Annotated in this window: 25 protein-coding genes; 16 read left to right on the top strand and 9 right to left on the bottom strand. The window is 64.1% G+C overall.

Annotation, left to right across the window (positions count from 1 at the left end):
* Positions 1-62 precede the first annotated feature (62 nt).
* Positions 63-287, bottom strand: a complete 225-nt coding sequence (locus NKI05_RS14450) for a hypothetical protein (protein ID WP_023673483.1) — start codon at positions 285-287, stop codon at positions 63-65.
* Positions 288-685: 398 nt separating this feature from the next.
* On the opposite strand from NKI05_RS14450, the gene NKI05_RS14445 reads away from it, so the two are divergent.
* The 5 genes from NKI05_RS14445 (at position 686) to NKI05_RS14425 (ending at position 6,372) form a co-directional block, all read left to right on the top strand.
* Entirely contained in the window at positions 686-1,693 is a 1,008-nt protein-coding gene (locus NKI05_RS14445) for an aldo/keto reductase (RefSeq protein ID WP_023814841.1), read from the top strand.
* 406 nt (positions 1,694-2,099) lie between these two features.
* Positions 2,100-3,047 (top strand): substrate-binding domain-containing protein, encoded by a 948-nt coding sequence (locus tag NKI05_RS14440; protein WP_023673481.1) that lies wholly within the window; start codon positions 2,100-2,102, stop codon positions 3,045-3,047.
* A gap of 171 nt (positions 3,048-3,218) precedes the next feature.
* A complete protein-coding gene (locus NKI05_RS14435; protein WP_460221801.1) occupies positions 3,219-4,850 on the top strand; it encodes a sugar ABC transporter ATP-binding protein in 1,632 nt (543 codons plus the stop codon).
* On the top strand, positions 4,847-5,863 hold the full coding sequence (locus tag NKI05_RS14430; RefSeq protein WP_023685887.1) for an ABC transporter permease: 1,017 nt from the start codon (positions 4,847-4,849) through the stop codon (positions 5,861-5,863). The genes NKI05_RS14435 and NKI05_RS14430 overlap by 4 nt, the downstream gene beginning before the upstream one ends.
* 11 nt (positions 5,864-5,874) lie before the next feature.
* Positions 5,875-6,372, top strand: a complete 498-nt coding sequence (locus tag NKI05_RS14425; RefSeq protein WP_023814844.1) for a GNAT family N-acetyltransferase — start codon at positions 5,875-5,877, stop codon at positions 6,370-6,372.
* Positions 6,373-6,438: 66 nt separating this feature from the next.
* On the opposite strand, the gene NKI05_RS14420 is transcribed toward NKI05_RS14425, so the two are convergent.
* Positions 6,439-6,672 (bottom strand): hypothetical protein, encoded by a 234-nt coding sequence (locus tag NKI05_RS14420; protein ID WP_031193476.1) that lies wholly within the window; start codon positions 6,670-6,672, stop codon positions 6,439-6,441.
* A 145-nt stretch (positions 6,673-6,817) separates the two neighbouring features.
* Positions 6,818-7,447 (bottom strand): glutathione S-transferase family protein, encoded by a 630-nt coding sequence (locus NKI05_RS14415; RefSeq protein ID WP_023703088.1) that lies wholly within the window; start codon positions 7,445-7,447, stop codon positions 6,818-6,820.
* 210 nt (positions 7,448-7,657) lie between these two features.
* On the opposite strand from NKI05_RS14415, the gene NKI05_RS14410 reads away from it, so the two are divergent.
* From NKI05_RS14410 to NKI05_RS14380, 7 genes are all read left to right on the top strand, one after another.
* A complete protein-coding gene (locus tag NKI05_RS14410) occupies positions 7,658-8,644 on the top strand; it encodes a tagatose kinase (protein ID WP_023814845.1) in 987 nt (328 codons plus the stop codon).
* Positions 8,641-9,918, top strand: coding sequence for a D-tagatose-bisphosphate aldolase, class II, non-catalytic subunit (locus NKI05_RS14405; protein WP_023673474.1), 1,278 nt, complete (start codon positions 8,641-8,643; stop codon positions 9,916-9,918). Before NKI05_RS14410 ends, NKI05_RS14405 begins: the two co-directional genes overlap by 4 nt.
* 52 nt (positions 9,919-9,970) lie before the next feature.
* Positions 9,971-10,561 carry a DUF922 domain-containing Zn-dependent protease gene (locus NKI05_RS14400; RefSeq protein WP_023673473.1) on the top strand — a complete coding sequence of 197 codons (591 nt, stop codon included), beginning with the start codon at positions 9,971-9,973 and terminating at the stop codon, positions 10,559-10,561.
* 194 nt (positions 10,562-10,755) lie between these two features.
* Complete coding sequence (locus NKI05_RS14395) at positions 10,756-11,841, top strand: ABC transporter ATP-binding protein (RefSeq protein ID WP_352792514.1); 1,086 nt, start codon at positions 10,756-10,758, stop codon at positions 11,839-11,841.
* Between the two features lie 39 nt (positions 11,842-11,880).
* Entirely contained in the window at positions 11,881-13,206 is a 1,326-nt protein-coding gene (locus NKI05_RS14390) for an ABC transporter substrate-binding protein (RefSeq protein ID WP_023693796.1), read from the top strand.
* 141 nt (positions 13,207-13,347) lie between these two features.
* Positions 13,348-14,247 carry a carbohydrate ABC transporter permease gene (locus NKI05_RS14385; protein ID WP_373432851.1) on the top strand — a complete coding sequence of 300 codons (900 nt, stop codon included), beginning with the start codon at positions 13,348-13,350 and terminating at the stop codon, positions 14,245-14,247.
* 1 nt (position 14,248) lies between these two features.
* On the top strand, positions 14,249-15,151 hold the full coding sequence (locus NKI05_RS14380; protein WP_352792511.1) for a carbohydrate ABC transporter permease: 903 nt from the start codon (positions 14,249-14,251) through the stop codon (positions 15,149-15,151).
* 30 nt (positions 15,152-15,181) lie between these two features.
* On the opposite strand, the gene NKI05_RS14375 is transcribed toward NKI05_RS14380, so the two are convergent.
* A complete protein-coding gene (locus NKI05_RS14375) occupies positions 15,182-15,886 on the bottom strand; it encodes an SDR family oxidoreductase (RefSeq protein WP_352792509.1) in 705 nt (234 codons plus the stop codon).
* 131 nt (positions 15,887-16,017) lie between these two features.
* Here NKI05_RS14375 and gcvA point away from each other — a divergent pair, with 131 nt between their 5' ends.
* Positions 16,018-16,917 (top strand): transcriptional regulator GcvA, encoded by a 900-nt coding sequence (gene gcvA / locus NKI05_RS14370; RefSeq protein ID WP_352792507.1) that lies wholly within the window; start codon positions 16,018-16,020, stop codon positions 16,915-16,917.
* A 58-nt stretch (positions 16,918-16,975) separates the two neighbouring features.
* Here the strand turns inward: gcvA and NKI05_RS14365 are convergent, their stop codons facing one another.
* Positions 16,976-18,004: a flavin-containing monooxygenase gene (locus NKI05_RS14365; RefSeq protein ID WP_245261747.1), complete on the bottom strand. Its 1,029-nt coding sequence runs from the start codon at positions 18,002-18,004 to the stop codon at positions 16,976-16,978.
* 532 nt (positions 18,005-18,536) lie between these two features.
* Complete coding sequence (locus tag NKI05_RS14360) at positions 18,537-18,953, bottom strand: winged helix-turn-helix transcriptional regulator (protein ID WP_023712523.1); 417 nt, start codon at positions 18,951-18,953, stop codon at positions 18,537-18,539.
* A gap of 136 nt (positions 18,954-19,089) precedes the next feature.
* Here NKI05_RS14360 and NKI05_RS14355 point away from each other — a divergent pair, with 136 nt between their 5' ends.
* Positions 19,090-19,677: a dihydrofolate reductase family protein gene (locus tag NKI05_RS14355; RefSeq protein WP_023814849.1), complete on the top strand. Its 588-nt coding sequence runs from the start codon at positions 19,090-19,092 to the stop codon at positions 19,675-19,677.
* A 95-nt stretch (positions 19,678-19,772) separates the two neighbouring features.
* On the opposite strand, the gene NKI05_RS14350 is transcribed toward NKI05_RS14355, so the two are convergent.
* Entirely contained in the window at positions 19,773-20,201 is a 429-nt protein-coding gene (locus tag NKI05_RS14350; protein WP_156931523.1) for a VOC family protein, read from the bottom strand.
* Positions 20,202-20,445: 244 nt separating this feature from the next.
* Between NKI05_RS14350 and NKI05_RS14345 the strand changes: the two genes are divergently transcribed.
* Positions 20,446-21,654 carry an MFS transporter gene (locus NKI05_RS14345; protein ID WP_023740063.1) on the top strand — a complete coding sequence of 403 codons (1,209 nt, stop codon included), beginning with the start codon at positions 20,446-20,448 and terminating at the stop codon, positions 21,652-21,654.
* 30 nt (positions 21,655-21,684) lie between these two features.
* Here NKI05_RS14345 and NKI05_RS14340 read toward each other — a convergent pair whose 3' ends face one another.
* On the bottom strand, positions 21,685-23,979 hold the full coding sequence (locus NKI05_RS14340; protein ID WP_352519871.1) for a cation:proton antiporter domain-containing protein: 2,295 nt from the start codon (positions 23,977-23,979) through the stop codon (positions 21,685-21,687).
* A 238-nt stretch (positions 23,980-24,217) separates the two neighbouring features.
* Between NKI05_RS14340 and NKI05_RS14335 the strand changes: the two genes are divergently transcribed.
* Entirely contained in the window at positions 24,218-24,949 is a 732-nt protein-coding gene (locus NKI05_RS14335; RefSeq protein WP_023673885.1) for a DUF2270 domain-containing protein, read from the top strand.
* Positions 24,950-24,986: 37 nt separating this feature from the next.
* On the opposite strand, the gene NKI05_RS14330 is transcribed toward NKI05_RS14335, so the two are convergent.
* Positions 24,987-25,331 carry a hypothetical protein gene (locus NKI05_RS14330; protein ID WP_023699394.1) on the bottom strand — a complete coding sequence of 115 codons (345 nt, stop codon included), beginning with the start codon at positions 25,329-25,331 and terminating at the stop codon, positions 24,987-24,989.
* Between the last annotated feature and the right edge of the window lie 133 nt (positions 25,332-25,464).

Here is a 25,464-nt window from a genome sequence, read left to right as displayed (position 1 = left end):
CAGTGCTGTCCCGCCAACATTTCAAATTTCCCAGCGCGGTGCGAAGAATGTGGAGATCACGCTCAATCGTCTGAGGCGGGCGTCAGGTCTAGCTCGGCCGGGGACAGCCCTTGCTGGAGCTGGCTCAGCCGGAACTCGTCGACCCAGTAGGCCTCGCCGTCGACCAGCACGCGGGCCGAGTAGACGCCGCCGGAAAAGCTTTGCGCGGTGACGTAGACCTTGTGGCGGTCGAGCGCCTTGCGCACCGCGGCGCGCTTGGAATTCTGGCTGGTGACGGAACTGGCCATGGCTCACTCATACACAAGACCGCAAGACATGGCGGCGGCATAAGGATGCTGGAGATCGGCCGCTCTGTCAATTTTGACCGCCTGCTTCTGGCAGCGCTACGATCCGACGGCAGCAAAAAACCGCTGCGCCTCGGCAGCGGACTTTGCAATGGCGACGACAATATTCGGTTAGTGGTCCGAAGGAATTATGAGCGCGGTGACGCGCGAGAGCTGCTGACGCCGGTTCAGCGTCGACTTCTCGTAGATCTTCTTCATTGGTATCCCCATGGCCCCCAATGGCCGCCGGCAAGGGCGCTTGCGGCTGGGCTTTGTCAAGGGAAGCGCTGTTCTTCCGCCGAACAGCTATGGAAACTGGAGGAGCGGCCGCTATAGTTTCCTCAGCCCCAAGGAGAACGGCAATGACCCTCAGCACCCGCAAACTCGGCAGCCAGGGGCTGCAGGTCTCGGTGATCGGCCTCGGCTGCATGGGCATGAGCCAGTCCTACGGCCCTGCCGACGAGGCGGAATCGATCGCCACCCTGCACCGCGCCATCGAACTCGGCTGTACCTTCCTCGACACGGCGGAAGTCTACGGCGCCTATGCCAATGAAGAACTGCTCCGGCGGGCGCTGAAGGGCCGGCGCGATGAGGTGACCCTTGCCACCAAATTCGGCTTCCGCATCGAAAACGGCAGACAGGTCGGCACGGAGCGTGACAGCCGGCCCGACCATATCCGCGAGGCGCTGGAGGGCTCGCTGAAGCGGCTCGGCACCGACCATATCGACCTTTACTACCAGCATCGCGTCGATCCGGCGGTGCCGATGGAAGACGTCGCCGGCACGGTCGGCCGGCTGGTTGCCGATGGCAAAGTGCGCTTCTTCGGCCTGTCGGAAGCGGGCGCGGCGAATATCGGCCGTGCGCATGCCGTGCACCCTGTCTCGGCGCTGCAGAGCGAGTATTCGCTTTGGGAGCGCAATCTGGAGCCGGAGATCATCCCGCTGCTCAAGAAGCTCGGCATCGGCCTGGTGCCGTTCGCGCCGCTCGGCCGCGGTTTCCTCGCCGGCGACGTCAAGCGCGCCGAGGATTATCCGGAAGGCGATTTCCGCCGCGGCGACCCGCGCTACCAGGGCGCCAATTACGACGCCAACGTCGCGGCCGCCGCCGCGGTGCAAGAGGTGGCCAGTGCCAAGGGGGCAAAGCCCGCACAGATCGCGCTGGCCTGGGTGCTCGGCAAGGGCGACGGTTTCGGCATCGACATCGTGCCGATCCCGGGGACAAAGCGGCGCAAGTATCTCGAAGAAAATGTTGCTGCAGCCGCGATCCAGCTCGACCCGGCCGAGACTGCTGCGCTCGACGCAGCCCTTGCGCCGGGCAAGGTCTCAGGGCCGCGCTACAATGAGCGGGTGATGACGACCATCGACAGGTAGAGGCGTCTAAGCTGCCAATCTCCCCCCTCGTGGGGAGATGCCTGGCAAGGCAGAGGGGGGCGCGAAGGATCGCCCGCATCAAGTATTCTGCGTAGAGGTTAGCTCAAAGATGTAAGTGAAATTGGCCAATGTCGGCGGGACAGCGCCCCCCTCTGTCCTGCCGGACATCTCCCCCACAAGGGGGGAGATTAGCAGTTTCAGCCCCTCGCCTCACCTTGCGTAATCGATTTTCCTTGGCTAGCATCCTCCGGTCGGCGCCGTGCGGAGGAGAACGTTGCGGCGGACCGGCTGGAGCGCCTCGCGTCCCCTCGGGGCGTTCACAGGACACTCCATTTTTGAATTGACGCAAGGACCGTCCCGAGCCGCTCCCGGTTTCGGGCTCCTGCGTTCATGTGGAGGATATCTGATGAACAGACGCGAATTCCTGTTGTCGACCGTGGCGACCGGCGCCATGGCGCTGGCCGCGCCCATGGCCTTTGCCGCCGACAAATTGACCATATTGGGCTCGGTGCCCAATCTCGGCTTTCCGTTCTTTGTGCACATGCTGAACGAGATCAAGGCGGAGGCGCAGGCGCAAGGCGTCAATCTGACCGAGAGCGACGGCCAGAACTCGGCGCCGAAGCAGACCGCCGACATCGAGGCCGCACTTGTGCAGAAGGTCAACGCCATCGTGATTTCGCCGCTTGACGTCAACGCGCTGGCGCCGGCGATCGAGGAAGCGGTCAAGGCCGGGGTTCCCGTGGTCACTATCGACCGCCGCGTTGACGGCGTCGAGGGCATTCTGGCCCATGTCGGCGCCGACAATGTCAAGGGCGGCGAGGCCGAGGCGCAGGCCATGGTGGCGGCGTTCCCCAACGGCGCCAAGCTGTTCCATTTGCAGGGCCAGCCGGGTGCCGGGCCCGCGATCGACCGCAACAAAGGCGTCCACAATGTGCTCGATCCGCTCAAGGACAAGTACCAGATCATCTTCGAGCAGACCGCTAATTTCGCCCGCGCCGAAGCGCTGTCGGTGACCGAGGCCGGGCTTGCCGCCAACGGCAAGCCGGACGCCATCATCTGCGCCAATGACGACATGGCGCTCGGCGCGCTCGAAGCCTGTGCCGCGCGCAACTTCACCGACGTCAAGATCTACGGCTTCGACGCGCTGCCGGAAGCGCTGGTCGCCGTGCGCGACGGCAAGCTCGCCGGCACGGTCGAGCAGTTCCCCGGCGAACAGTCGCGCAAGGCGGTGCAGATCGCGGTCGCCTTCGCCAGGGACAAGACCGAGCCGAAGGAGAAGCTGGTGCTGTTGACGCCGATCGTCATCGGCAAGGACAATCTCGACAAGGCGGAGAGGTTGAACGAGACGAAGTGAGAGTAGGGCCCATGACGGGTGGAGGTCGCGCTCTGTCGCGCCCCCCTCTGTCCTGCCGGACATCGCCCCCACTTGGGGGGAGATTGGCCGTCACGTCTGCTTTCGCCAATCGCCAACGTTATAGAAATAGTGCTGCCGGCAAAACTGCTGATCTCCCCCCGTGTGGGGGAGATGTCCGGCAGGACAGAGGGGGGCGCTGTCCCGCTGCCTATCGCAATCCGGGAGCAATGCTTGTCCGCCGTTGAACCCACCGCATCATCGCCCCCGCTCCTTTCCGTCGAAGGCGTGACCAAGCATTTTTCCGGCGTCACCGCGCTCATCGACGTTTCGCTCGAGGTGCGGCCCAGTGAGATCCTTGGCCTGCTCGGCGAGAACGGCGCCGGCAAGTCGACGCTGTTGAAAATCCTGTCCGGCGTGATGCCGCAGTCAAGCGGCCGCATCGTCTTCGACGGCGCCGACTACGCGCCGTCCAGTCCGCAGGATGCGAAGCGGCATGGCATCGTCACCATCTATCAGGAACTGAGCCTGATCCCGACGCTGACGGTTGCGGAAAACATTTTCATCGGCCGCGCGCCGCTCGGGCCGCTCGGGCTGGTCAGCTGGCGCAGGATGGAGGACGCCTCGCGCGCGATCATCGCCCGCGTCGGTCTCGACATCGATCCGGCGACGCCGGTGTCCTCGCTGTCGGTAGCCGAACAGCAGCTGGTCGAAATCGCCCGCGCTCTGTCGCTGGAAAGCCGCCTGATCATCATGGACGAGCCGACCTCGGCGCTGACCGAGACCGAGGTGCAGAAACTGATGTCGATCATGGACAGGCTGCGCAAGGACGGTGTCGCCATCATGTTCGTCACCCACCGGCTGGAAGAAGCGTCCGCCATTTGCGACCGCATGACCGTGCTGCGGGACGGCAGGCTGGCCGGTCATCTCGACCGCGACGGCCGGCCGATCCAGATTCCGAAGATCATCGAGAAGATGGTCGGCCGCGCCGCCTCCGAACTCTACGCGCGGCCGACGCAGCGCGACGTCGCCGGCGAGGTCCGGCTCTCGGTGCGCGGGCTGCGGACGGTGCGCGATCCGCTGGCGCCGCACGCCATCGTGCTCGAAGGTGTCAACCTCGATCTGAAGGCCGGCGAAATCCTCGGCGTTGCCGGTCTCGTCGGTTCCGGCCGCACCGAGCTTGCCCGCGCCATTTTCGGCGCCGACCGCATCGCGGCCGGCACGATTGCGCTCGACGGCAAGCCGATCGCCCTGGCTTCGCCCGCCGACGCCATCAAACTCGGCATCGGCCTGGTGCCGGAAGACCGCAAGCACCAGGCGATTTTTGCAGCACTTGGCATTCTCAACAATTTCTCCATCGCCTCGCTCGGCCGCTACAGCAATGGGGCCGGCTTCATGGCCGAACGGCGCGAGCGCGAGGCGCTGGCCGGCTATCGCAAGGCACTGTCGATCCGCATGGCCTCGCCCGAGCAGGCGATCGAGGGCCTGTCCGGCGGCAATCAGCAAAAGGTGATCCTGGCCCGCTGGCTGGCGCGCGACCCGAAAGTACTTATCGTCGACGAGCCGACGCGCGGCGTCGATGTCGGCGCCAAGGCCGAAGTGCACCAGATCCTGGTGCAGCTTGCCGCACGCGGCATCGCCATCATGATGATCTCGTCGGAGCTGCCGGAGGTGCTGGCGGTATCGGATCGCATCGTCACCATGCGGCGCGGCCGTATCACTGGCGAAATGCCGGGCATCGAAGCGACCGAGGAAAAACTGATGGAACTGATGGCGCTCGACCGCAAGCAGGACGCAACGCAATGACCAGCACCACCGAACAGACCCAGCGCAGCGGCATCAACATCGCGCGGCTTCTGATGAGTTTTGGGCCGCTGATGTTCCTGGCGGTGTTGATCGTCATCTTCACCGTGCTGAAGCCTAGCTTCATCGATCCAATCAACCTGTTCAACATTTTGAGGCAGATCTCGATCACCGGGCTGATCGCGCTCGGCATGACCTTCGTCATCCTCACTGCCGGCATCGACCTGTCGGTCGGCTCACTGCTCGCCTTCTGCGGCATGGTGGCCGCGGTGGTGGCCAAGGGCGGCACCGCCAACACGCTGTCGCTGTCGACCACGGGCACGCAAGGCTATGGCTGGTTCGCCGCCTTGCTTGCCGCCGTCATCGTCGGGGCGCTGGCCGGCGGCGTCCAGGGCTTTGCCATCACCCGGCTGAAAGTACCGCCCTTCGTCGTCACGCTGGGTGGTCTCACAGTGTTTCGCGGCCTGACGCTGACCATCTCCAATGGTGGACCGATCTCCGGTTTCGACGCCTCGATGCGCTGGTTCGGCACCGGGCTCATCGGACCGGTGCCGGTGCCGGCGATCATCTTCGCGGCGGCGGCCATCCTGTGCCACATCGTGCTGCGCTATACGCGCTATGGCCGCGCCGTCTATGCCGTCGGCGGCAATGCCGAGGCCGCACGCCTGTCGGGCCTGCGCGTCGACCGCATTCTGATCTCGGTCTATGTCATCGTCGGCTTCTTCGCCGGGCTGGCCGCCTTCGTTTTGTCAGCACGGCTCAACTCCTCCGAAGCCGTGGCCGGCATCGGCTACGAGCTTACGGTGATTTCGGCCGTGGTCATCGGCGGCACCTCGCTATTCGGCGGCATCGGCTCAGTCGGCGGCACGGTGGTGGGCGCAGCACTGATCGGCGTGCTGCAGAACGGGCTGCAGTTCAACAATGTCTCGTCCTACACACAAAGCATCGTCATCGGCCTGATCCTGATCCTCGCCGTGGCCTTCGATCGTTGGCTGAAGTCGCGGGTGAGGCGGTGAGGATTTAGGCCATGGTTCAGATCAGGGCGATGACCGAGAAAAATATAGCGGCGGTGTCGCGGCTGTTGGGGGAATCCTGGCGGCGCACCTATTCGGCGATTATGGGGCCAGAGACCACTGCGCGGCTCTCGGACGACAAGCATGCGCCCGAGCGGCTGGCCGAGGAACTTGCGGACGACAACAAGATGTCGTTCGTGGCCGAACGGCCGGACGGTTCGATCGCCGGCTACGCGATGGCGGCGATGGACGATCGTGGCGATGTCCTGCTCGACCGGCTGCACATCGACAAGACAGAGTTCGGCAGCGGGCTCGCCACCGACCTGCTGCACGCGGTGCTTGTCGCGCATGCCGGCATCCCCAGCATTGCGCTGGAAGTGATCGAGGGCAACGACCGGGCGATCGCCTTCTATCGCAAGCACGGTTTCGAAGTGGTCGAGCGCCGCACGGCCGCGCACGGCGTTGGCGGCCACGCCTCGCTGATCATGCGCCGGCTGCTGTCGAGGGCGTAAGGGGAGGGAATAGGCCGTAGGGAATAGGGAATAAGGTGGCGCAGACCGATACCCTACGCCTACAGCCTACTGCGCCGCCGCTTGCCGGCCGTCCTCGTCGTCCGGCATATCGAGAATTTCGATCAGCCGCGCCACCTTCGTTCCCGGCAAGGGGCGGCCCTCGTTGACCAGCGCCTCGTCGGCACCGAGCCAGGCGAACGCCTCGCGCAGTTCTTGAAGGGTGGCGCCGGTCAGCGCGATGTCGGCTATGACCGCCTCGTCTACCGGCCCCAACACCGAAATGATGTCGTCGCGTGTCATGGTCACCTCCATGCTAAGTGCCGGCAGGTCGTCGAGTTGACGCCGGGATCCGGCCATCCAGTCAACGGATTGCGAGCGAAAGCCGCCGACAAAGCAGAATCTGGGTCTTCTTTTCGACTAAGCAAGGTGAACGCGCCTTTTGCCTTCAAGCAGCCGAATGCCGATCGATGCTGTAGAGATGCACGGGATAGCCGGGACCGATGGCGTCGCGTACCCGGCCCGTCCAGGCACGAACCGCCGGATAAGCCGCCAGCGCAAAGCCGCAATCTTCGGCACGGTGGCCGTAGGCATAGACAGCAATGTCGGCGATGGTGAGCATGTCGCCGACAAGGAACGGCGTGTCGTTCAGGCTGCGCTCCAGCGCTGCCAGCGTGCGGGCGCCGGCTTCGCGCTTGGCCGGAAGCGTCGCCTGGTTGCGCTCCAGCCTTCCGGCCAGCGTCCAGAAGCGCAGGGAGCCGATGACCGGCTCGACATGGTACTGTTCGAAGAACAGCCATTGCATAACTTTCGCGCTGACATAGCGATCCGCCGGCAGCAAGGGCGTGCCTTCGGCGAGATAAATGAGGATCGCATTCGATTCGGCGATAGCACGGCCATCCTCGAGTTCGAGCACAGGAACGGCGCCGGCCGGGTTGAGCTTCAGGAAGGCGTCGGTGTGGCTCTCGCCCTCGAAAATCGACACCAGGCGGCTTTCATAGGGAATGTTGAGCAGGCCGAGCACGACCCTCGCCTTCCAACCGTTTTGCGACGGCAAATAATCATGAAGCGTGAGCATGGCTGTCCTTTCGCTGCGGTCGACGCCTGATTTGCACGGTGCCACGATACCAGCCACCCGAATCCTGCAATGTGTACGCGCGGAAACAGATAAACTATACGCATGTAGAGTTTTATTGACTTCGCTGTATGTGCGATTTACCCGATAAACACTTGCGTCGGATAACTGCGCGGGCAAGCAATCAGTTTGCGTGTGAGAGGAATCGCAAGCATGAGCCTTTCGCGCCGAAGCGAGATCGCCGCCGAGGCCGTGGGGCCAACGATTGTCGCCGGCGAAATCCTGGTCGAGATCATGGCGACGGAACGGGGTTTCGGCTTCCTCGAGCCGCAATCGCTTGTCGGGCCATTCCCCAGCGGTGCGCCGGCGATCTTCATCGATCAGGTCGCCCGGCTGGGAGGCGGCGCCGGCATTATCGGCTGCGTCGGCCGCGACGATTTCGGCACGCTCAACCTGGACAGGCTGGAGCGCGACGGCGTCGACGTCTCAGCCGTCGATATCAGCGACCGCTTCCCGACGGGATGCGCCTTCGTGCGCTACCGGCCCGATGGTATCAGGGACTTCGTCTACAACATCGCCGAATCCGCCGCCGGGCAGATCCACCTGACCACTGCTGCGCGCCTGCTGGCGGACAGGGCCGGCCATCTGCATATCATGGGATCGACGCTGTCGGTGGCAGGGCTGAAGGAGATCGTCAGCTACGCAGTGAAGGCGGTTCGTGCCCGCGGCGGCTCGACCTCATTCGACCCGAATGTGCGCAAGGAGCTGATCGACGGCTCCGACGGCGCACTGTTTTCCGCACTCATCGACGATGCCGACCTGCTGCTGCCGTCCGGCGACGAATTGCTCGCTACGGCGGGCGTCGATGACGAGCACCGGGCGGTGGCGGCGCTGTTTGCCAGGGGCGTCGGCGAGATCGTGCTGAAGCGCGGTGCTGACGGCTCTTCCTGGTTCGGCGCCGACGGCGCCAGGATCGACTGCGCCGGTTTTCAGGTCGAGGAAGTCGACCCGACGGGCGCCGGCGATTGTTTCGGCGCCACCTACCTGACCTGCCGCCGCCAGGGGATGGAGCCCGGCAAGGCGCTGCTTTATGCCAATGCCGCCGGCGCCCGCAACGTCACCCGGCGCGGCCCGATGGAGGGCGTCACCAGCTTCGACGGACTCGATCAATTCATCAAGGGAACAGCGAGACGGACATGAGCGCCAACCCGCTTGCAGGCCTCGCCAGCGCGCGCAAAAACGGCTCGCCCTACGGCATCACCTCGATCTGCTCCGCGCATCCGCTGGTGATCCAGACGGCGATCAGGCGCGCCGTTGCCGACAGGGAGAAAAACCTGCTGATTGAGGCAACCTGCAATCAGGTCAACCAGTTCGGCGGCTATACCGGAATGACCCCGGCGCTGTTCGTCGCCTTCGTGCTGGAGATCGCCTGCCGCGAGGGGCTGGAAGCCTCGCGTATCATCTTCGGCGGCGACCATCTGGGACCGAACCCGTGGCGCGCAGAGCCGGCGGCGCAGGCGATGGACAAGGCCGAGGCCATGGTCGGCGCCTATATCGCGGCCGGCTTCACCAAGATCCATCTCGACGCATCGATGGGCTGCGCCGGCGAGCCGGCGGCGCTTGACGACGAGACCATCGCCACCCGGGCGGCGCGGCTGGCAAAGGCGGCCGAAACGGGCGCGCACGCCGCAGGCAGCACCTTGCCGGTCTACATCATCGGCACCGAAGTTCCCGCCCCCGGCGGCGTCGACCATGCGATCAGCGAGTTGAAGCCGACCGAGGCGGCGGCGGCGCGGCGCACGATCGAGGTTCACCGGGAGATCTTTGCCCGCGAAGGCCTGACCGAGGCGTTCGGCCGCGTCATGGCCGTGGTGGTGCAGCCGGGCATGGAATTCGGCAGCCAAAATGTCGTCGCCTACGCGCCCGAAAAATCCAAGGGCCTGACCGGCTTGCTCGATGAGCAGCCGTCGCTCGTCTACGAGGCGCATTCGACCGACTACCAGACCCGTGCGGCTTTGACCGCGCTGGTCGCAAACGGCTTTCCTATCCTCAAGGTCGGCCCCGGCCTGACCTTCGTCTTGCGCGAGGCGCTTTACGGGCTCGACCTGATCGCCTCCGAAATGGCCAGGGACTATGGCGACCGGTCGCTCGCCCGGACCATGGAAAGCGCGATGCTGGCAGCCCCCGGCCATTGGCACAGCCACTATCACGGCAATGAAGCAGAGCTCTATGTGCAGCGGCATTACAGCTACAGCGACCGCATCCGCTATTATTGGAGCAACCCCACCGCTGTCGCGGCCGTCGAGCGCCTGCGCAAGGCGCTGGACGACGTTGCCATTCCCGAAACGCTGATGCGGCAATTCCTGCCGGCGCTGCCGGCCGAACTCGGGCCGGCGGGCAATCCCGAGGCTATCCTTCTCGAAGCTGTCGATCAGGTGCTGGCCGACTATGACGCGGCCTGCCGTGGGACCTGAGTGCATTGCGCCGGGTTGATCTTTGCCTCAGCCCAGTGTCTCTGACGTTTCCATGAAACCAGCCATGTTCTTTCTCCTGTTCGCGGCCTCCCTGCTGGCGTCGCCGGCACGGGCCGACTGGAAGCCGGTCGAAAAGGTCGAGACCTACGCCATCGCAGGGCGGACCGGCCCGGAACTCTATGCCGCGATCGGCGAAGCCGGCCCCTTGCTCGGCAAGGGTCGGGTCATTGCGCACACCAATTTCAAGCTGACCTGGACCAGGGACTACAGGCCGCAAGGCGACGCCTGCGTGCTCAAATCGGCGCGCCCGAAACTGATCATCACCTACACCTTGCCGAAGCCGGCCGAACCGTTGCCGGCTTCCGTCCAGAAGAACTGGACGGTGTTCATCGCCGGGCTCGCCGCCCACGAGAGAGTGCATGGCGCAGCCATCGCCGAGATGGTGCGCAAGATCGAGGCGGTGAGCGTCGGCCTGACCGTTACTGATGACCCCGCCTGCAGCAAGATCAGAACCGAGCTGACGAGGCAACTCGCCCAGATCTCGCTGGCTCAGCGGCAGGCGAGCCGCGACTTCGACCGGGTCGAATTCGGCCCCGGCGGAAACCTGCAGAAGCTGGTGCTGGCTTTTGTGAATGGGGGGTAGTTTGCCGGCGAACCGGTCATTGCGCCGGTGTTCCGAATGACAAGAGCACCGGCCGCATGGCCGCTTTACAGGCAGGCTTGGTAGCGCTACCGTCTGATCGTCACGCGACCTGTTGGGGGAATGGGAGACGGTCGCGAGGCGGGAGAGGAGCGGTTTCCTTCGGGGCGTCGCAAGAAGCATTCGGGAGGAGATCGATGGCGTCTGTCGCGATCGGCGATGTTTACAAATCGTTCGGGACCGTCGAGGTCCTGCATGGCGTCAGTGTGGATATCGACGACGGCGAATTCGTCACGCTGGTCGGCCCGTCGGGTTGCGGAAAATCGACCCTTCTCAGGATGATCGCCGGCCTGGAAAAGATTTCTCGGGGCGAGATCGCGATCGGGGATCGGGTCGTCAACAACGTTGCGCCGAAAGAGCGCGACGTTGCCATGGTGTTCCAGAACTACGCGCTCTACCCGCACATGACGGTCGCCGAGAACATGGCGTTCTCGCTCATGCTCAAAGGTGTTTCGAAGGCCGATTGCGCTACCAGCATTCAGCGCGCCGCCGAAATCCTCGGGCTGGTGCCATTGCTGACGCGATATCCGCGCCAGCTTTCCGGCGGCCAGCGCCAGCGCGTCGCCATGGGCCGGGCGATCGTGCGCGATCCACAGGTTTTCCTGTTCGACGAACCGCTCTCCAATCTCGACGCCAAGCTCAGGGTGCAGATGCGCGCCGAGATCAAGGAACTGCACCAGCGGCTCAAGACGACCACAGTCTATGTCACCCACGACCAGATCGAGGCCATGACCATGGCCGACAAGATCGTCGTCATGCATGACGGCATCGTCGAACAGATCGGACCGCCGCTGGAGCTCTACGACAGGCCAAACAATCTCTTCGTCGCCAGTTTCATCGGCTCGCCCGCCATGAACCTGATCAAGGGCGAGATCGTCACCGACGGGTCTCCGTCCTTTCGCGGCGCCGGGGGAATTTCCGTGCCGCTGGCCGGCGCGCCGGCCGTTGGCAACGGTCATCCGGTGGTGCTGGGAATACGGCCCGAGCATTTGCGGCTATCGTCAGACCAAGGCATTCCAGTCCCCGTCGCGGTGGTCGAGCCGACCGGGTCGGAAGTGCAGATCATCGGCCGCACCGCCGGCGGCGACGAGATCGTCGCCAATTTCCGCGAACGCCATGCCTTAACACCGGGCGAATCCATACGCCTCTCTGCCGCGCCTGGCCTGATTCATCTCTTTGACGGCAAGACCGGAACACGATTTGAAACGCGTAACGGATGGTAAGGACCGCATAGCAAGGAAGATAAACCGGAGGAGACGACCATGAAATTCACGAGACGCGATGTAATCCGCACGACCGCAGGTGCCGCGGCGGGAGCTCTGGGAAGCCGGTTCGTCGGCTCGCCGGCTTTTGCCCAGGAGGGCTTGAAATACAAGCCCGAGGAAGGCGCAAAGCTGCGGCTGCTGCGCTGGTCGCCCTTCGTCAAGGGCGATGAGGATCAATGGCTGGCCAACACCAAGCGCTTCACCGAGGCGACAGGTGTCGAGGTTCGTGTCGACAAGGAAAGCTGGGAGGACATTCGCCCCAAGGCAGCGGTCGCCGCCAATGTCGGTTCCGGCCCGGACCTCATGTTCGTCTGGTTCGACGACCCGCATCAATATCCCGACAAGCTGCACGACGTGACCGAGCTCGGCGAGTATCTGGGCTCGAAATATGGCGGCTGGCACGACGGACCAAAGCAATATGCGACGCGGGACGGCAAGTTCGTCGGCCTGCCGCTGGCCACGATCGGCAATGCCATCGTCTATCGCGAAAGCTGGGTGAAGGAGGCCGGCTTCTCCGAATTTCCGAAGGACACGGCAGGCTTCCTCGAGCTTTGCAAGGCGTTGCAGGCGAAGGGACATCCGGCTGGCTTCACGCACGGCCACGGCGTCGGCGACGGCAACAATTACGCGCACTGGCTGCTGTGGAGCCATGGCGGCCAGATGGTCGACGAGAGCGGCAAGGTGGCGATCAACAGCCCCGAGACGCTAAAGGCGATCGGATACGCGCAGGAACTCTACAAGACCTTCATTCCCGGGACCGAAAGCTGGCTCGACGTCAATAACAACCGCGCCTTCCTGGCCGGCGAACTCGGCGTCATCGCCAACGGCATTTCCGCCTACAATACGGCCAAGATCAACAAGGACAACGATCCGAAGCTGGCTGAGATCGCCAAGGACATCCGCACCACCAACCTGCCGATCGGTCCCGTCGGGAAATCGGTCGAACTGTTCCAGGTGACCACCGCCGTCATCTTCAACTACACGCCCTACCCCAATGCGGCCAAGGCCTATCTGCAGTTCATGTTCGAGGATCCGCAGATGACCGACTGGATCACCTCCTCGGCGGGCTATTGCTGCCAGACGCTGAAGGCCTTCGACAACAATCCAGTGTGGACGGCCGACCCGAACAATGCCGCCTATGCCAAGGCCTCGGCGACGCTGCGCCCCAACGGCTATGCCGGGCCGCTCGGCTATGCCTCGGCGGCGACCATGGCCGACTATGTCCTGGTCGACATGTTTGCCAAGGCGGTGACCGGCCAGGCGACGCCGCAGGAGGCGATGGAGGAGGCGGAGAAGCGCGCCAACCGCTACTACCGCGTTTGATCACGGCACCGCCGGGCAGCGTCTAGTGCGCTGCCCGGCCCGTCGCACAATCCCATGGCGGCCGTTGACGCCGTGACCTGATTCCCCGATGAGGAGCCCTCCATGGCCGTGCCGTCCGTTGCCGCCCAGCCGCGTCCGTCGATGCTTTCGCGGATCTCCGAAAGCCGCAACGCGCTGGGCTTCGGCTTCATGCTGCCGGCGGCGGCGCTGCTGCTGGTCTTCCTGACCTATCCGCTCGGGCTGGGCGTCTGGCTCGGTTTCACCGATGCCCGGATCGGCCGCCCCGGCATCTTCATCGGCGTCGAGAATTATCAGTACCTTTGGAATGACAACGTCTTCTGGCTCTCCGTCTTCAACACGCTGCTCTACACGGTCAGCGCCTCGATCCTGAAGTTCGTGCTCGGCCTGTGGCTGGCGCTCATCCTCAATGAAAACCTGCCGTTCAAATCGTTCTTCCGCGCGATAGTCCTGCTGCCCTGGGTGGTGCCCACTGTACTGTCAGCCATCGCCTTCTGGTGGATCTACGATTCGCAGTTCTCCATCCTGTCCTGGGCGCTGCAGCAAATGGGCCTGATCGACCACCGCATCAATTTCCTCGGCGATCCGGAGAATGCGCGCGCTTCGGTTATCGCCGCCAACGTCTGGCGCGGCATTCCTTTCGTCGCCATCACGCTGCTCGCCGGCCTGCAGACCATTCCGCAGTCGCTCTACGAGGCGGCCACGCTCGACGGCGCCAGTCGCTGGCAGTTGTTTCGTTATGTGACGCTGCCGCTGCTGACGCCGATCATCGCCATCACCATGACCTTCTCGGTGCTTTTCACCTTCACCGATTTCCAGCTGATCTACGTGCTGACCCGCGGCGGACCGGTGAATGCCACGCATCTGATGGCGACATTGTCTTTCCAGCGCGGCATTTCCGGCGGCCAGCTTGGCGAGGGCGCGGCCATCGCGGTGGCCATGATCCCGTTCCTGCTGGCGGCGATCCTGTTCAGCTATTTCGGCCTGCAACGCCGCAAATGGCAACAAGGCGGCGGAGACTGACATGGTCAAGACGGCCGCGACAAGGAAGGCGAAACGTGGGGATATCGACGAAGGCGGCATGGGCTACCTGCAGAGCCTGCCGCGCCGCGTGGTGACGGTCTATCTGCCGCTGCTGGTGTTCGTCTTCGTGCTTTTGTTTCCATTTTACTGGATGACGATCACGGCGGTTAAGCCCAATCTCGAGATGACCGACTATGCGCAGTTCAATCCGTTCTGGGTGGTGCATCCGACATTGGAGCATATCCGCTATCTCCTGTTCGAAACCTCCTATCCGGGCTGGCTGCTCAACACGATCATCATCTCGACCGCCGCCACGTTCCTGTCGCTGCTGGCGTCGGTGTTCGCCGCCTATGCGATCGAGCGGTTGCGCTTTTCCGGGGCGCGGCAGGTCGGCCTCGGCATCTTCCTCGCCTATCTGGTGCCGCCCTCGATCCTGTTCATTCCGCTGTCGGTGATGGTGTTCAACCTCGGGCTCTACGACACGCCCTTCGCACTCATCCTTACCTATCCGACCTTCCTGGTGCCGTTCTGCACGTGGCTGTTGATGGGTTACTTCCGCTCCATCCCGTTCGAACTGGAAGAATGCGCGCTGATAGACGGAGCGAGCCGGTCGCAGATCCTCACCAAGATCGTGCTGCCGCTGTCGGTGCCCGGCCTGATCTCCGCCGGCATATTCGCCTTCACCCTGTCATGGAACGAGTTCATCTACGCGCTGACATTCATCCAGTCCTCGGAAAACAAGACCGTGCCGGTGGGTGTGCTGACCGAGTTGGTGCGCTCCGACGTCTACGAATGGGGGGCGCTGATGGCGGGAGCGCTGATCGGCTCGCTGCCGGTGGTGGTGCTCTATTCGTTCTTCGTCGAGCACTATGTCTCGTCGATGACCGGCGCGGTGAAGGAGTGACGCGCCGGCTCACGCGAGGCGACCGCGCGGTCAGATCGCGCCGATGATGCCGCCGTCGACGCGGATGTTCTGGCCGGTGATGTAGCCCGCACCTTCGGAAGCGAGGAAGGCGATGGTCGCGGCAATTTCCTCCGAGGTGCCGTAGCGCTGCATCGGCACGCTGTCGCGGCGCTCCTCGGTGGCCGGCAGGCTGTCGATCCAGCCGGGCAGCACATTGTTCATGCGCACATTGTCGGCGGCGTAGGTGTTGGCGAAGATCTTGGTGTAGGCGGCAAGACCGGCGCGGAACACGGCGGATGTCGGGAACATCGGGCTCGGCTCGACCACCCAGGCGGTCGAGATGTTGATGATGGCGCCGGCCCTCTGCTTGATCATCTGCGGCGCCACGATGCGCACCGGCCGGATGACGTTCATCAGATAGACGTCGAGACCGGTGTGCCACTGCTCGTCGGTGATTTCGAGGATCGGCGCGCGTGGCCCGTGGCCGCCGCTGTTGACCAGCACGTCGATGCGGCCGTAGCGCTCGAGCGTGAGGTCGGCGAGCCGCTGCAGATCGTCATTCGACTGGTTGGAGCCGGTGACGCCGAGGCCACCAAGCTCTTTCGCCAAGGCCTCGCCCTTACCTGAGGACGACAGGATCGCGACCTTGAACCCGTCCGCCGCCAGCCGCTTGGCCGCCGCCGCACCCATGCCGCTGCCACCGGCGACGACCACTGCCACTTTTTCTACATTCATCTTGATTTTCCTTCGCACGGGTTGGCGGGACTCTGAAGCCCATGTTTCCGACCTTCGAGCAATGCTATAAACGGTGTTGCCATCTGGTTCGAACCAGAAAGCCTGAAATCAAGCTGTAGAAAAACTCCTGCATGCCCGAAGCCTTCCTGAGCCTGCCGCCGTTGAATGCGCTGCGTGCCTTCGAAGCCGCCGCGCGTCATCTCAACTTCCGCATCGCCGCGCAGGAGCTGAACGTGACGCAAGGGGCGGTGGCGCAGCATATACGCGGGCTGGAGGCGGATCTCGGCGCAAAGCTGTTCGACCGGCTGCCGCGCGGCCTGGCGCTGACCGATGAGGGACGTGCCTATGCGCCGAACATTCGCCGCGCCTTCGAGCTGATCTCCGAGGCAACGCTGCTGTTGCGGCCCGAGCCGGCGCGGCTGACGATCAGCGTCACGCCGAGCTTTGCCACCAAATGGCTGATCCCCAAACTGCCGGAGTTCGTCGCCCACAACCCGCTCGTCGATTTGCGCATCCTGGCCAGCCAAAGCCTGTCGAGTTTTCAGGCCGACGGCGTCGACATTGCGGTCAGGCAAGGCCGCCCGCCCTTCGGCGCCGGCCTGATGGTCGACCTGTTGTTCCCACAGCAGATCGTCGCCATCTGCAGCCCTGCCCTGCTGCCTACCGAGGCGAACGAGATCGCGACGGCCGATATCCAGCATCATGTCCTGTTGCACGACGCGCACAATCTGTGGCCGGAATTCATGGAGAGAGCGCTCGGGCTGAAGATGGCCACCGAGGCCAAACGCATGCGCTTCAACCAGACAGGCCTCGCGATCGACGCCGCCATTGCCGGCCAGGGCATCGCGCTGGCCAGCCGGTTTCTCGTCGCTGCCGACATTGCCGCCGGCCGGCTGGTGCAGCCGATCAACGCAGAGATGCGTGGGACGCACGATTTCTATGTCGTGATGCCGCGCAAGCAACGGCACCCAGAACCGACGCAAGCCGTGCGGCAATGGCTGCTCGATAAGGGCGACGCGGCGGGGCTGTGATGGATAGCCGATCTCCCCGCAAGGCGGGAGATCCGCAGCTTGGCCGACGCCGCCCCTTTCAGCCTCGCCGAGCAATGTCGGCCGCCACTGCCTTCGCCTCGCGTCCAATTTCCCTGAGCAGACCGGTGACCGGATTGTAGAAGCCGACGAGGTAGAGGCCGAGTTGCGAGGCGCGGGCGTTGACGCCACTGCGCTCCGGCTGCAATTCCACGGGCAGAAACTTTTCGTAGCCCGGGCGATAGCCGGTGGCGAGGATGACGGCGTCGAAATTTTCCTGCCTGCCGTCGGTGAACGCAGCGCCGCGCTCGGTGAAGCCCGCTATGTCGGGCGCGATCTTGATGGCGCCTTTGGTGATGGCGTCGACCGTGCCGACGTCGATGACCGGGATGCGGCCGACTTCGTCGATCTGTTGCAGGATGCCCTGTTTCGGCCTGACGATGCCGTATTTCTCGAGCTTGCCCAGCGCGAAATCGAGGATGATCGGAAACATCCAGTCGTTCAGCGCCTGCGGCATTGGCCGGCTGGCGATGCCGACCATCTGGATCGGCACGCCAAACAGCTGGCGCGGCACGATGTGGACGCCCTTGCGCACCGAAATGGTCGGACGCGCGCCACTTTCCGCCAAGTCGAGCGCGATCTCGGCGCCGGTGTTGCCCATGCCGACGATCAGCACCGAGCGGCCGGCAAAAGGCGCCGCTTGCGTATAGTCGGCGCTGTGCAGCACCTCGCCCTTGAAAGCCTCGATGGCAGGGAGCCGGGGGATGATCGGCTCGGCATTGTTACCGCTGGCGATAACGACATGGCGCGCCTTGAGGTTGTCCGATCCTGTCTCGACCAGAAAACCGCCGTCCCCGAGGCGAATGGCTTTCACCGTCACACCGAAGCGCGGGCGCAGATCGAATTTTTCCGCGTAGTCGTCGAGATAGCGGACCACCATTTCGCGCGGCACGTAGCGCGGATAATTTTTGGGAAAGAGCAGGAACGGCAGCGACGAGAACGACTTGACCGTATGCAGATGCAGCCGCCGATAGTGCCGCCGCCAGGCGGGCGCGATCTCCTGCGATTTTTCGAGCAGGATGAAATCCACTTCCTGCCCGCTTCAGGCAGGCACCGACCGCAAGGCCGGCGGGCCCGGCGCCGACAATAACGACAGTGGTGTCCAAGCGATTCTCCTCCCGCTAGCTCCTTAGGCTACGCGTAGAAGCGCAGGCGGGACAAGGCGCGCCTCACCTTCTCCCCTTGTTGGAGAAGGTGGATCGGCGCGCTAGCGCCGAGACGCCTTCGCATCGCGGCGCGCACGCTGCGCATCCTGGCCGGTCTCGGCTCACCCCCGGTGACGAATGTCTATCCCGGCAATCGCCCATGCTGTCGGACGGGCTGCCTGTCGCCGGCCGCACCGCGGTCGAAGAGCTCTACGTGCATGGCGGCATGGGCCCAATCGGCATGCATGCCGCCCCCGCCACCGCGCGCTGGCTGGAAGAGGCCGTGGTTCGGGCGATGGAAATCCGAAGCAGACATGGCTCCGGCCACAGCGATTTGCGGGATGGGAAGGGTGAGGCTGGGCGACGTCGTGTCGATCTAGCCCGCCATCGGCCCGAAGGGAGGGCTGGCCTTGCTCGCTAGCCGATATGCTCGGCGCGCAGCTTCTTCTTTATCTGCTCCATGCCCGCCTCGCCGCCCGCGGCCAGTTCATCGGCGATCCTTGCCAGCTCGTCATCGGCGTTGCGGTACTTGCTGCCCCAGGCGCCGAGCGTCGCCAGCACCGGCAACAGGTCGATGCCCGCCTCCGTCAGCTTGTAGATCGCCTTGAGCTTGTGCGTGGGGTCGTCGCTTCTGGTGACGATGCCCTCATCCTGCAAGGTCTGCAGCCGCTCGGCCAGCGTGCGTGACGAGATGCCTTCGCCTGATAGCAGGAACTCCCGGAAGTGCCTTTTTTCCGCGAAAATCATGTCGCGGATGATCAGCAGCGTCCAGCGGTCACCGAGCAATTCGAGCGATAGGCTGATGGGACAGCCGGATCTTTCCCTGGTCGACATTTAAATGCTTCCATTTTTAAATCACTTTACTATTGACATCATTTTTCGCTCATGTCAATGGTTCCGAAAGTAAAGCAATAACCAACGCCGCCTGACCTGGCGCTGGTGACACCAGAGCTCAATCAGGAGAACGACGATGAGAAAACTGATCCTGCAGATGCAGATATCGGTCGACGGTTTTGTCGGCGCGGCCGGCGATGAGCACTGGCAGCTCTGGGAATGGGGCGCCAACTGCCCGTGGGACGACGACTTGAAGCAGGATTTCAACGCGGTGTTCGCCGGCATCGACACCATTCTGCTCAGCCGCAAGATGGCCGAAGAAGGCTATCTAACCCATTGGGGCAATGCGGCAAAAAACTATCCGCGCGATCCCTTCTACGCCTTTGCGCAGCGCATCGTCGAGGCGCGCAAGGTGGTGCTGAGCGACAAGCTCGCGGCATCGCGGTGGGAGCGCACGACGCTTGCCAGCGGCGACCTGCCGCGCGAGGTCAAGGCGCTGAAAGCTGAAGGTGAAGGCGACATGGCGGTGTTCGGCGGCGCCGGCTTTGCCTCGGCGCTGATTGCAGCGGGACTGGTCGATGAGTTCCAGCTGTTCATCAATCCGGCCGCGCTGGGCGACGGCCAGCGGATTTTCGACCGTGGCGGCTTCCGGAAATTGCGCCTGCTCGGCTCTAAAGCCTATGCCTGCGGAATGGTGGTGAACCGCTACGCGCCGCCAATGTGAAGCAGTTCAGCGATTGAATCCGTGGACCGCTTCAACTCTTTGTTTTTACGAGAACTCCGGACGGATCACCGCAACCCGCTCCTCGTGAACCTGCGCTAGAAATTGATCTCGACCGAAGCGGCACTTCGCTTTGCCGGCCCGTGAAACACCGCCTCGATGTTGTTGCCGTCGGGGTCGAGCAGGAAGGCGGCGTAATAGCCGGGGTGGTAGGGCCGCTCACCCGGCGCGCCATTGTCGGCCCCGCCGGCATCGAGGCCGGCCCTGTAGAAGGCATCGACCATGGCGTTATCCCTGGCCTGGAAGGCCAGATGATGGCGCCCGGTCAGTTGTCCCCTCGCCGCCCGGCTGTCGAGGCTTGAGATGAACAGTTCGTCGGCCCAGAAATAGTCCTCGGCCTCGCCGCCGATCGGAATGCCGAGCACCTTGAAGACGGCTTCATAGAAGCGCCGGCTCGCCTTGAGGTCCCTGACCACCAGCTGGACGTGGTCGATGAGGCGGCCGCGATGCAGTTCCATGAGCGATATCTCCCGTCGCGAGACCACAAAGCTAGCGCCGCGGAGCGGCTCGTCAATTCGGCAGTCTATTTGTCGGCGCGCTTGGCAGCCTTACACCTGCTTTTGTCATATCCGGATGGACTTCCACGCAGACCGGATAAAAAATGCAACCGGATTGTCGGATTCGAAATCGCGCCAACGTCCTTCGGACGCAAGCGGCGCAACGGAGCTGGAGCGAGTGGCGCCGCATCGAAACCGATCTCGGGAGAAGAGCATGAACAGTTCCTACCGTTGGGTGATCGTCGCGTGCGGCGCGCTGATGACCTGTGTGGCGCTCGGCGCGATGTTTTCGCTGGCGATCTTTCTCGAGCCGATGGCGCTCGACACCAACTGGTCGCGAACCGGCATTTCCAGCGCCATGACGCTGAATTTCTTGGTGATGGGCGCAGGCGGTTTCGCCTGGGGCGCCATCTATGACCGTGTCGGCGCCCGCCCGGTGGTTTTTGCCGGCGCGGTGCTGCTCGGCCTGTCGCTGGTGGTGGCGAGCCGAGCCCAATCGCTGCTAGTCTTCCAGCTGAGCTATGGCGTCATCGTCGGGCTGGCGGCCAGCGCCTTCTTCGCGCCGATGATCGCGCTGACCACCGCCTGGTTCGAGACCCATCGCAGCCTGGCCGTGTCGCTGGTCTCGGCCGGCATGGGCGTGGCGCCGATGACCATTTCACCCTTCGCGCGCTGGCTGATCACCGCCTACGACTGGCGTACCGCCATGTTCGATATCGGCATCATGGCCTGGGTGCTGTTGCTGCCGGCCGTCTTCCTGGTGCGCCAGCCGTCGACGGCGGTCGCGGCAGCGGATGGCAGCGCGCCCGCGCCTGCCGCGGCCCCCGGCATGTCAGTCGGCCAGGCGCTGCGCTCGCCGCAATTCCTGGTGCTGGGTATGACCTTCTTCGCCTGCTGCGCAGCGCATTCGGGGCCGATCTTCCACATGGTGAGCTATGCCATGTCGTGCGGCGTGGCGCCGATGGCAGCCGTGTCGATCTACAGCGTCGAGGGCCTTGCCGGGCTTGGCGGGCGCGTGCTCTACGGCGTGCTCGGCGACAGGCTGGGCGCCAAGCCGGTGCTGATCGTGGGCCTCGCCATCCAGGCGGTGGTGATCGCCGCCTATCTCGCCGTCGGCAATCTCGAGCAGTTCTATCTCCTGGCGATCATCTTCGGCGCCACCTATGGCGGCGTCATGCCGCTCTATGCGGTTCTGGCGCGCGACTATTTCGGGCCGCGCATCATCGGCACGATACTTGGCGCCGCGACCCTGTTGTCCAGCCTCGGCATGTCGTTCGGCCCGCTCGCCGGCGGCATGATCTTCGACGCCTATGCCAGCTATTCCTGGCTGTTCATCGGCTCGGCGCTGATCGGACTCGGTGCTGCCGGCATCGCCATCGCGTTCCCGCCGCAGCCCGGCCGAGAGAGGCTGCAGGCGGCATGAGCGAAATTTCCCCTCGAGGGCAAATACTCATCACCCTGTCGCCGTTCCCGAGCGCAGCTCTTCCCTGACCTCGTCGTCGCGGCTGAGCCTGGCGTCCGAGATCAGCACCACCGGGCATTGGCAGCGCTGCAGCACGCCTGTGGTCGTCTCGCCAAAGAAGAGTTCCTCGCCAGGGCGCCGCGCCACGCCCATGACGATCAGCGCCGCCCCCCTGCCGGCCTGGCGGGCAATGGCATCGGCGGCGGCGGCCCGGCTGCGGATGGCCGTCTCGATCTCGACGCCATAGCGGTCGGCTAGTGCGACGGTATCCTTCAGCACCGCCTCCCTGCGGCGATGCGAGACAGTGTCGCGCGGTTCGTCGCGGCCGACGCGCGCGACATAAAGTATCTTGACCCGCGCACCCGTGACCGCTGCAATCGCCAGCGCCATTTCGGCACCCCGGCGGGCGATCGCGGTGCCGTTGACCGGAACCAGAATCTTCCCGCCTTCAGGTCCTAGCCTTGGCATCTGGCGGCCGGCGCCGGGCGCCTTCAGCACCAGGCATAGCGGGCCCTCGAAGGCGCCGGCGATCTCGTTGATGCGGCGGGCAAACCCACCTTTCGACGTGACCGCGCGGCCGAGCCCGATCAGCAGCAGCCCATAGCCTTTGCGCGCCTCCTTGGCAACCGTTTCGGCCGAAAGCTCGGCCTCGTGGCGCCGCGTGACAGGCGCCGCGCGGGCAAGCTCCTCGTCCGAACTCCTGGCGGCCTCGCGGCTGTCCTCGGCACCCTTTTCGATCGGCTCGAGCTTCGCATCCGTGCCGGGCTCGGCCTCCTCCCCCTCGCCTCGGGCATGCAGCACCGTCGTCGGCCTGCCGGCGCCCACGACTCCTGCGAGGTAAGCGGCAAAGCGGCCGACAACGCCCTCATCGGTCACCACCAGCAGTCGTTCCAGATTGGCGATGAAGCCGCGTTGGTCGATCTCCTCGCGCTCCAGACGCTTCTTCTCGTTCTCGCCCATCGGCAAGCGGCCGAGTGCCCAACGCAAGGTCGGCGGCATGGCGAGCGTGGTGATGACGGCCATGGTCACGATCATGGTGAAAAGATTGTGCGACAGAACGCCGATCGACAGGCCAATAGAGGCGACGATGACTTCGGTCGAGCCGCGCGCGTTCATGCCGCAACCGACGGCGATGCCTTCCTTGCGGCTCATGCCGGCAAGCTCGGCGCCGATGAAGGCGCCGGCGAATTTGCCGAAGCTGGCGATCAGCACGAAAGCGGCCGTGAGTAGCGCAAGCTCGTGGTCGACAAGCACGGTGAGATCCGCCGAAAGGCCGGCGACGCCGAAGAAAACCGGCATGAACAGCGCCATGATGACGCCGCGCAATTGCCCTTCGATATGACGCGACAGGATCGGCGATTCCCCAACCAGTATGCCGGCGACGAAGGCGCCGAGCACGGTGTGGACGCCGATCAGATCGGTGATCAGCGCCATTGCGCCCATGATGGCGAGAATGACGGTGACGACGGCGTATTCGCTGCGGAACGTATCGTTGGTCCAGCGGATGGCGTCGAAGACGATGCGGCGGCCAATCGTGAAGGAAAACCCCATGAAGGCGGCGACGCCGACAATGGTGAAGGCAAGGCTGCCGAGCTCGATGCGCCCCTTGGTGGCGATGCCGATGGTGATGGCGATGATCACCCAGCCGATCGTGTCCTCGATGATGGCCGACGAGACGATGATCTGACCGAGATCGCGGCGCATGAAGTTCATCTCGCGCACCACCATGGCGACGATCTTGACCGAGGAGATCGACAGCGCCGTGCCGAGGAAGAGACCGGCGACAATGCGCTCGGTTCCGTCGGCCAGCAGCGAGGCCGGCATGAACTGCGCGGCGGTGAAGCCGAGCGCGAAAGGCACGGCGACGCCCGCGGCGGAGATGGAAAAGCACGCACGGCCGACCCTGCGCACCAGCCGCAGATCCGTCTCCATCCCGGTGAGCAACAGAAGCATCAACACGCCGAGCTGGGCGATGGCGCTGATCATGCTCTTTTGGGTGGCGTCGCCTGAAAAGATCACGCGTTCTGCTTCCGGCAATAGCCAGCCGAGCAGCGATGGCCCGAGCAGGATGCCGCCGATGAGCTGACCCATCACCGCCGGCTGGCCGAGACGCTCCAGCAATTCGCCGATGCCGCGGCCGACGAGAAGCAGAAGGAGGATTTCGAGAACGAAAATGCCCTCGCTGGACATGCTGGTCTTTTCGGCTGCCAACGATGCGGCCGGCATGAATGCGAAAGCTGCCGCGGCAAGCGCGACCGGCCGGCGCCGGTTGACCACGAAGGACATCCACCCCCTCATCGTGCCCGGTATAACGTTTGCGGGCGAGATCGGTTGCACGCCACGCTCCCTTGGCGCGCCGCAGGTTCCTCATTACCTGAATCGCATAACGGGCCTATCTGACTGCGGATACACCGCCGAGACCCGGGCCGGCGACGGAACATTTTCAACCGATTGCGCGTTGCGCGGATGGGGATGACCGGCGTCGTTTCGGCCGGCCATGGCGTTGGGAGGCGCGTGGCAAGGGATGTCTCAGGTCAAGACCGTGAAAACCGACGAAGCGGCTGCAGCGCCGCGGGCCTCTGATGCGTTCGCGCTGAAGCTCACCTCATCGGAATTCGTGGCCACCATGTCGCATTTCCACCGCGCCGAAATCGCCCGCATGGCCGGCTGGCGCGACCGGCTGGACCGTACCAGCAACTGGGCGATTACTGTCGTCGCCGCCATGCTCTCAGTCTCACTCTCGACGCCCAGCGCCCATCACGGGGTGCTGCTCTTTGCCATGCTGCTGACCACGCTGCTGCTATGGATCGAGGCGCGGCGCTATCGTTTCTTCGACGTCTACCGGGCCAGGGTGCGCCAGTTCGAGCGCTATTATTTCGCGCAGATCTTCTCGCCGCAGCCCGACTACGCCTCCAACTGGCTGGCCATCGTCGGCGAAGGCCTGCGTTCGCCGCGCTTCCTGATCTCGCAACGCGCGGCGTTGGTGCGCCGGCTGCGCCGCAACTACATTTTCATGTACACGATCCTGATGCTGGCGTGGGTGCTGAAGATCACGACGCCCAGTCTGCAGCGCGAAGGGTCGCCGATAGGCTTGGGCGCGTCATTTCTCGACGCCGCGCGCGTGGCGCAGCTCGGCCCGGTTCCAGGCATCTATGTCGTGTGCATGGTCGGGCTGTTCTATGTCGGCCTACTCGCAGCCGCTTTCCTCATCTCAAGCGACGAGGGCGAGCTTTCGCATGGCACCGTGCATGTCTGAGAGCGGCCTCGAAAAGCGCAATCTGCCGCGGTGATCTTCAGCAGACATTGTCGACCATCAGAGCGGTCGCTTCCGACCGGCTTGCGGCTTCCTCAACCGGAAGCCGTGCGCGATGGCGCTTGTAGGCGGTGAGCGCGATGACCAGCACGCAGCATACGGCGTTCAGCCAGTTGATCGCCGCCAGAGCGGGATCGTTCAGATTGATGTGGGCGTAGAGTCCCGTCGTGGCGTTGGCGCCTGTCCACAACAGCCAGGTCGCGTAGGAAATCACCGACGCCCCGTGCCTGTCCCGGGCCACCCGCACGATCTGCGGCAGGTAGGACACCACGCGCAAGCCATTGAAAACAGTGAAGAGATAAAAAGACAGATCTGCAAGTGTCATCCGAAACCCCTGTCATGGCCGGACGTCCCATAGCGTTCCTTGCAGTGGCGGCATGTGAGCCCGTTCACATGCCGGCTTCGATTTTCCTGTTGCGGCCCGGCACCCGGATTCTTTCGCCATGTGGGCGTTCGCC

The organism is Mesorhizobium sp. M0771, from assembly GCF_040320155.1.
In the GTDB taxonomy this organism is placed as follows: Bacteria; Pseudomonadota; Alphaproteobacteria; order Rhizobiales; family Rhizobiaceae; genus Mesorhizobium.
This window is presented reverse-complemented; position numbering and strand designations above follow the sequence as displayed.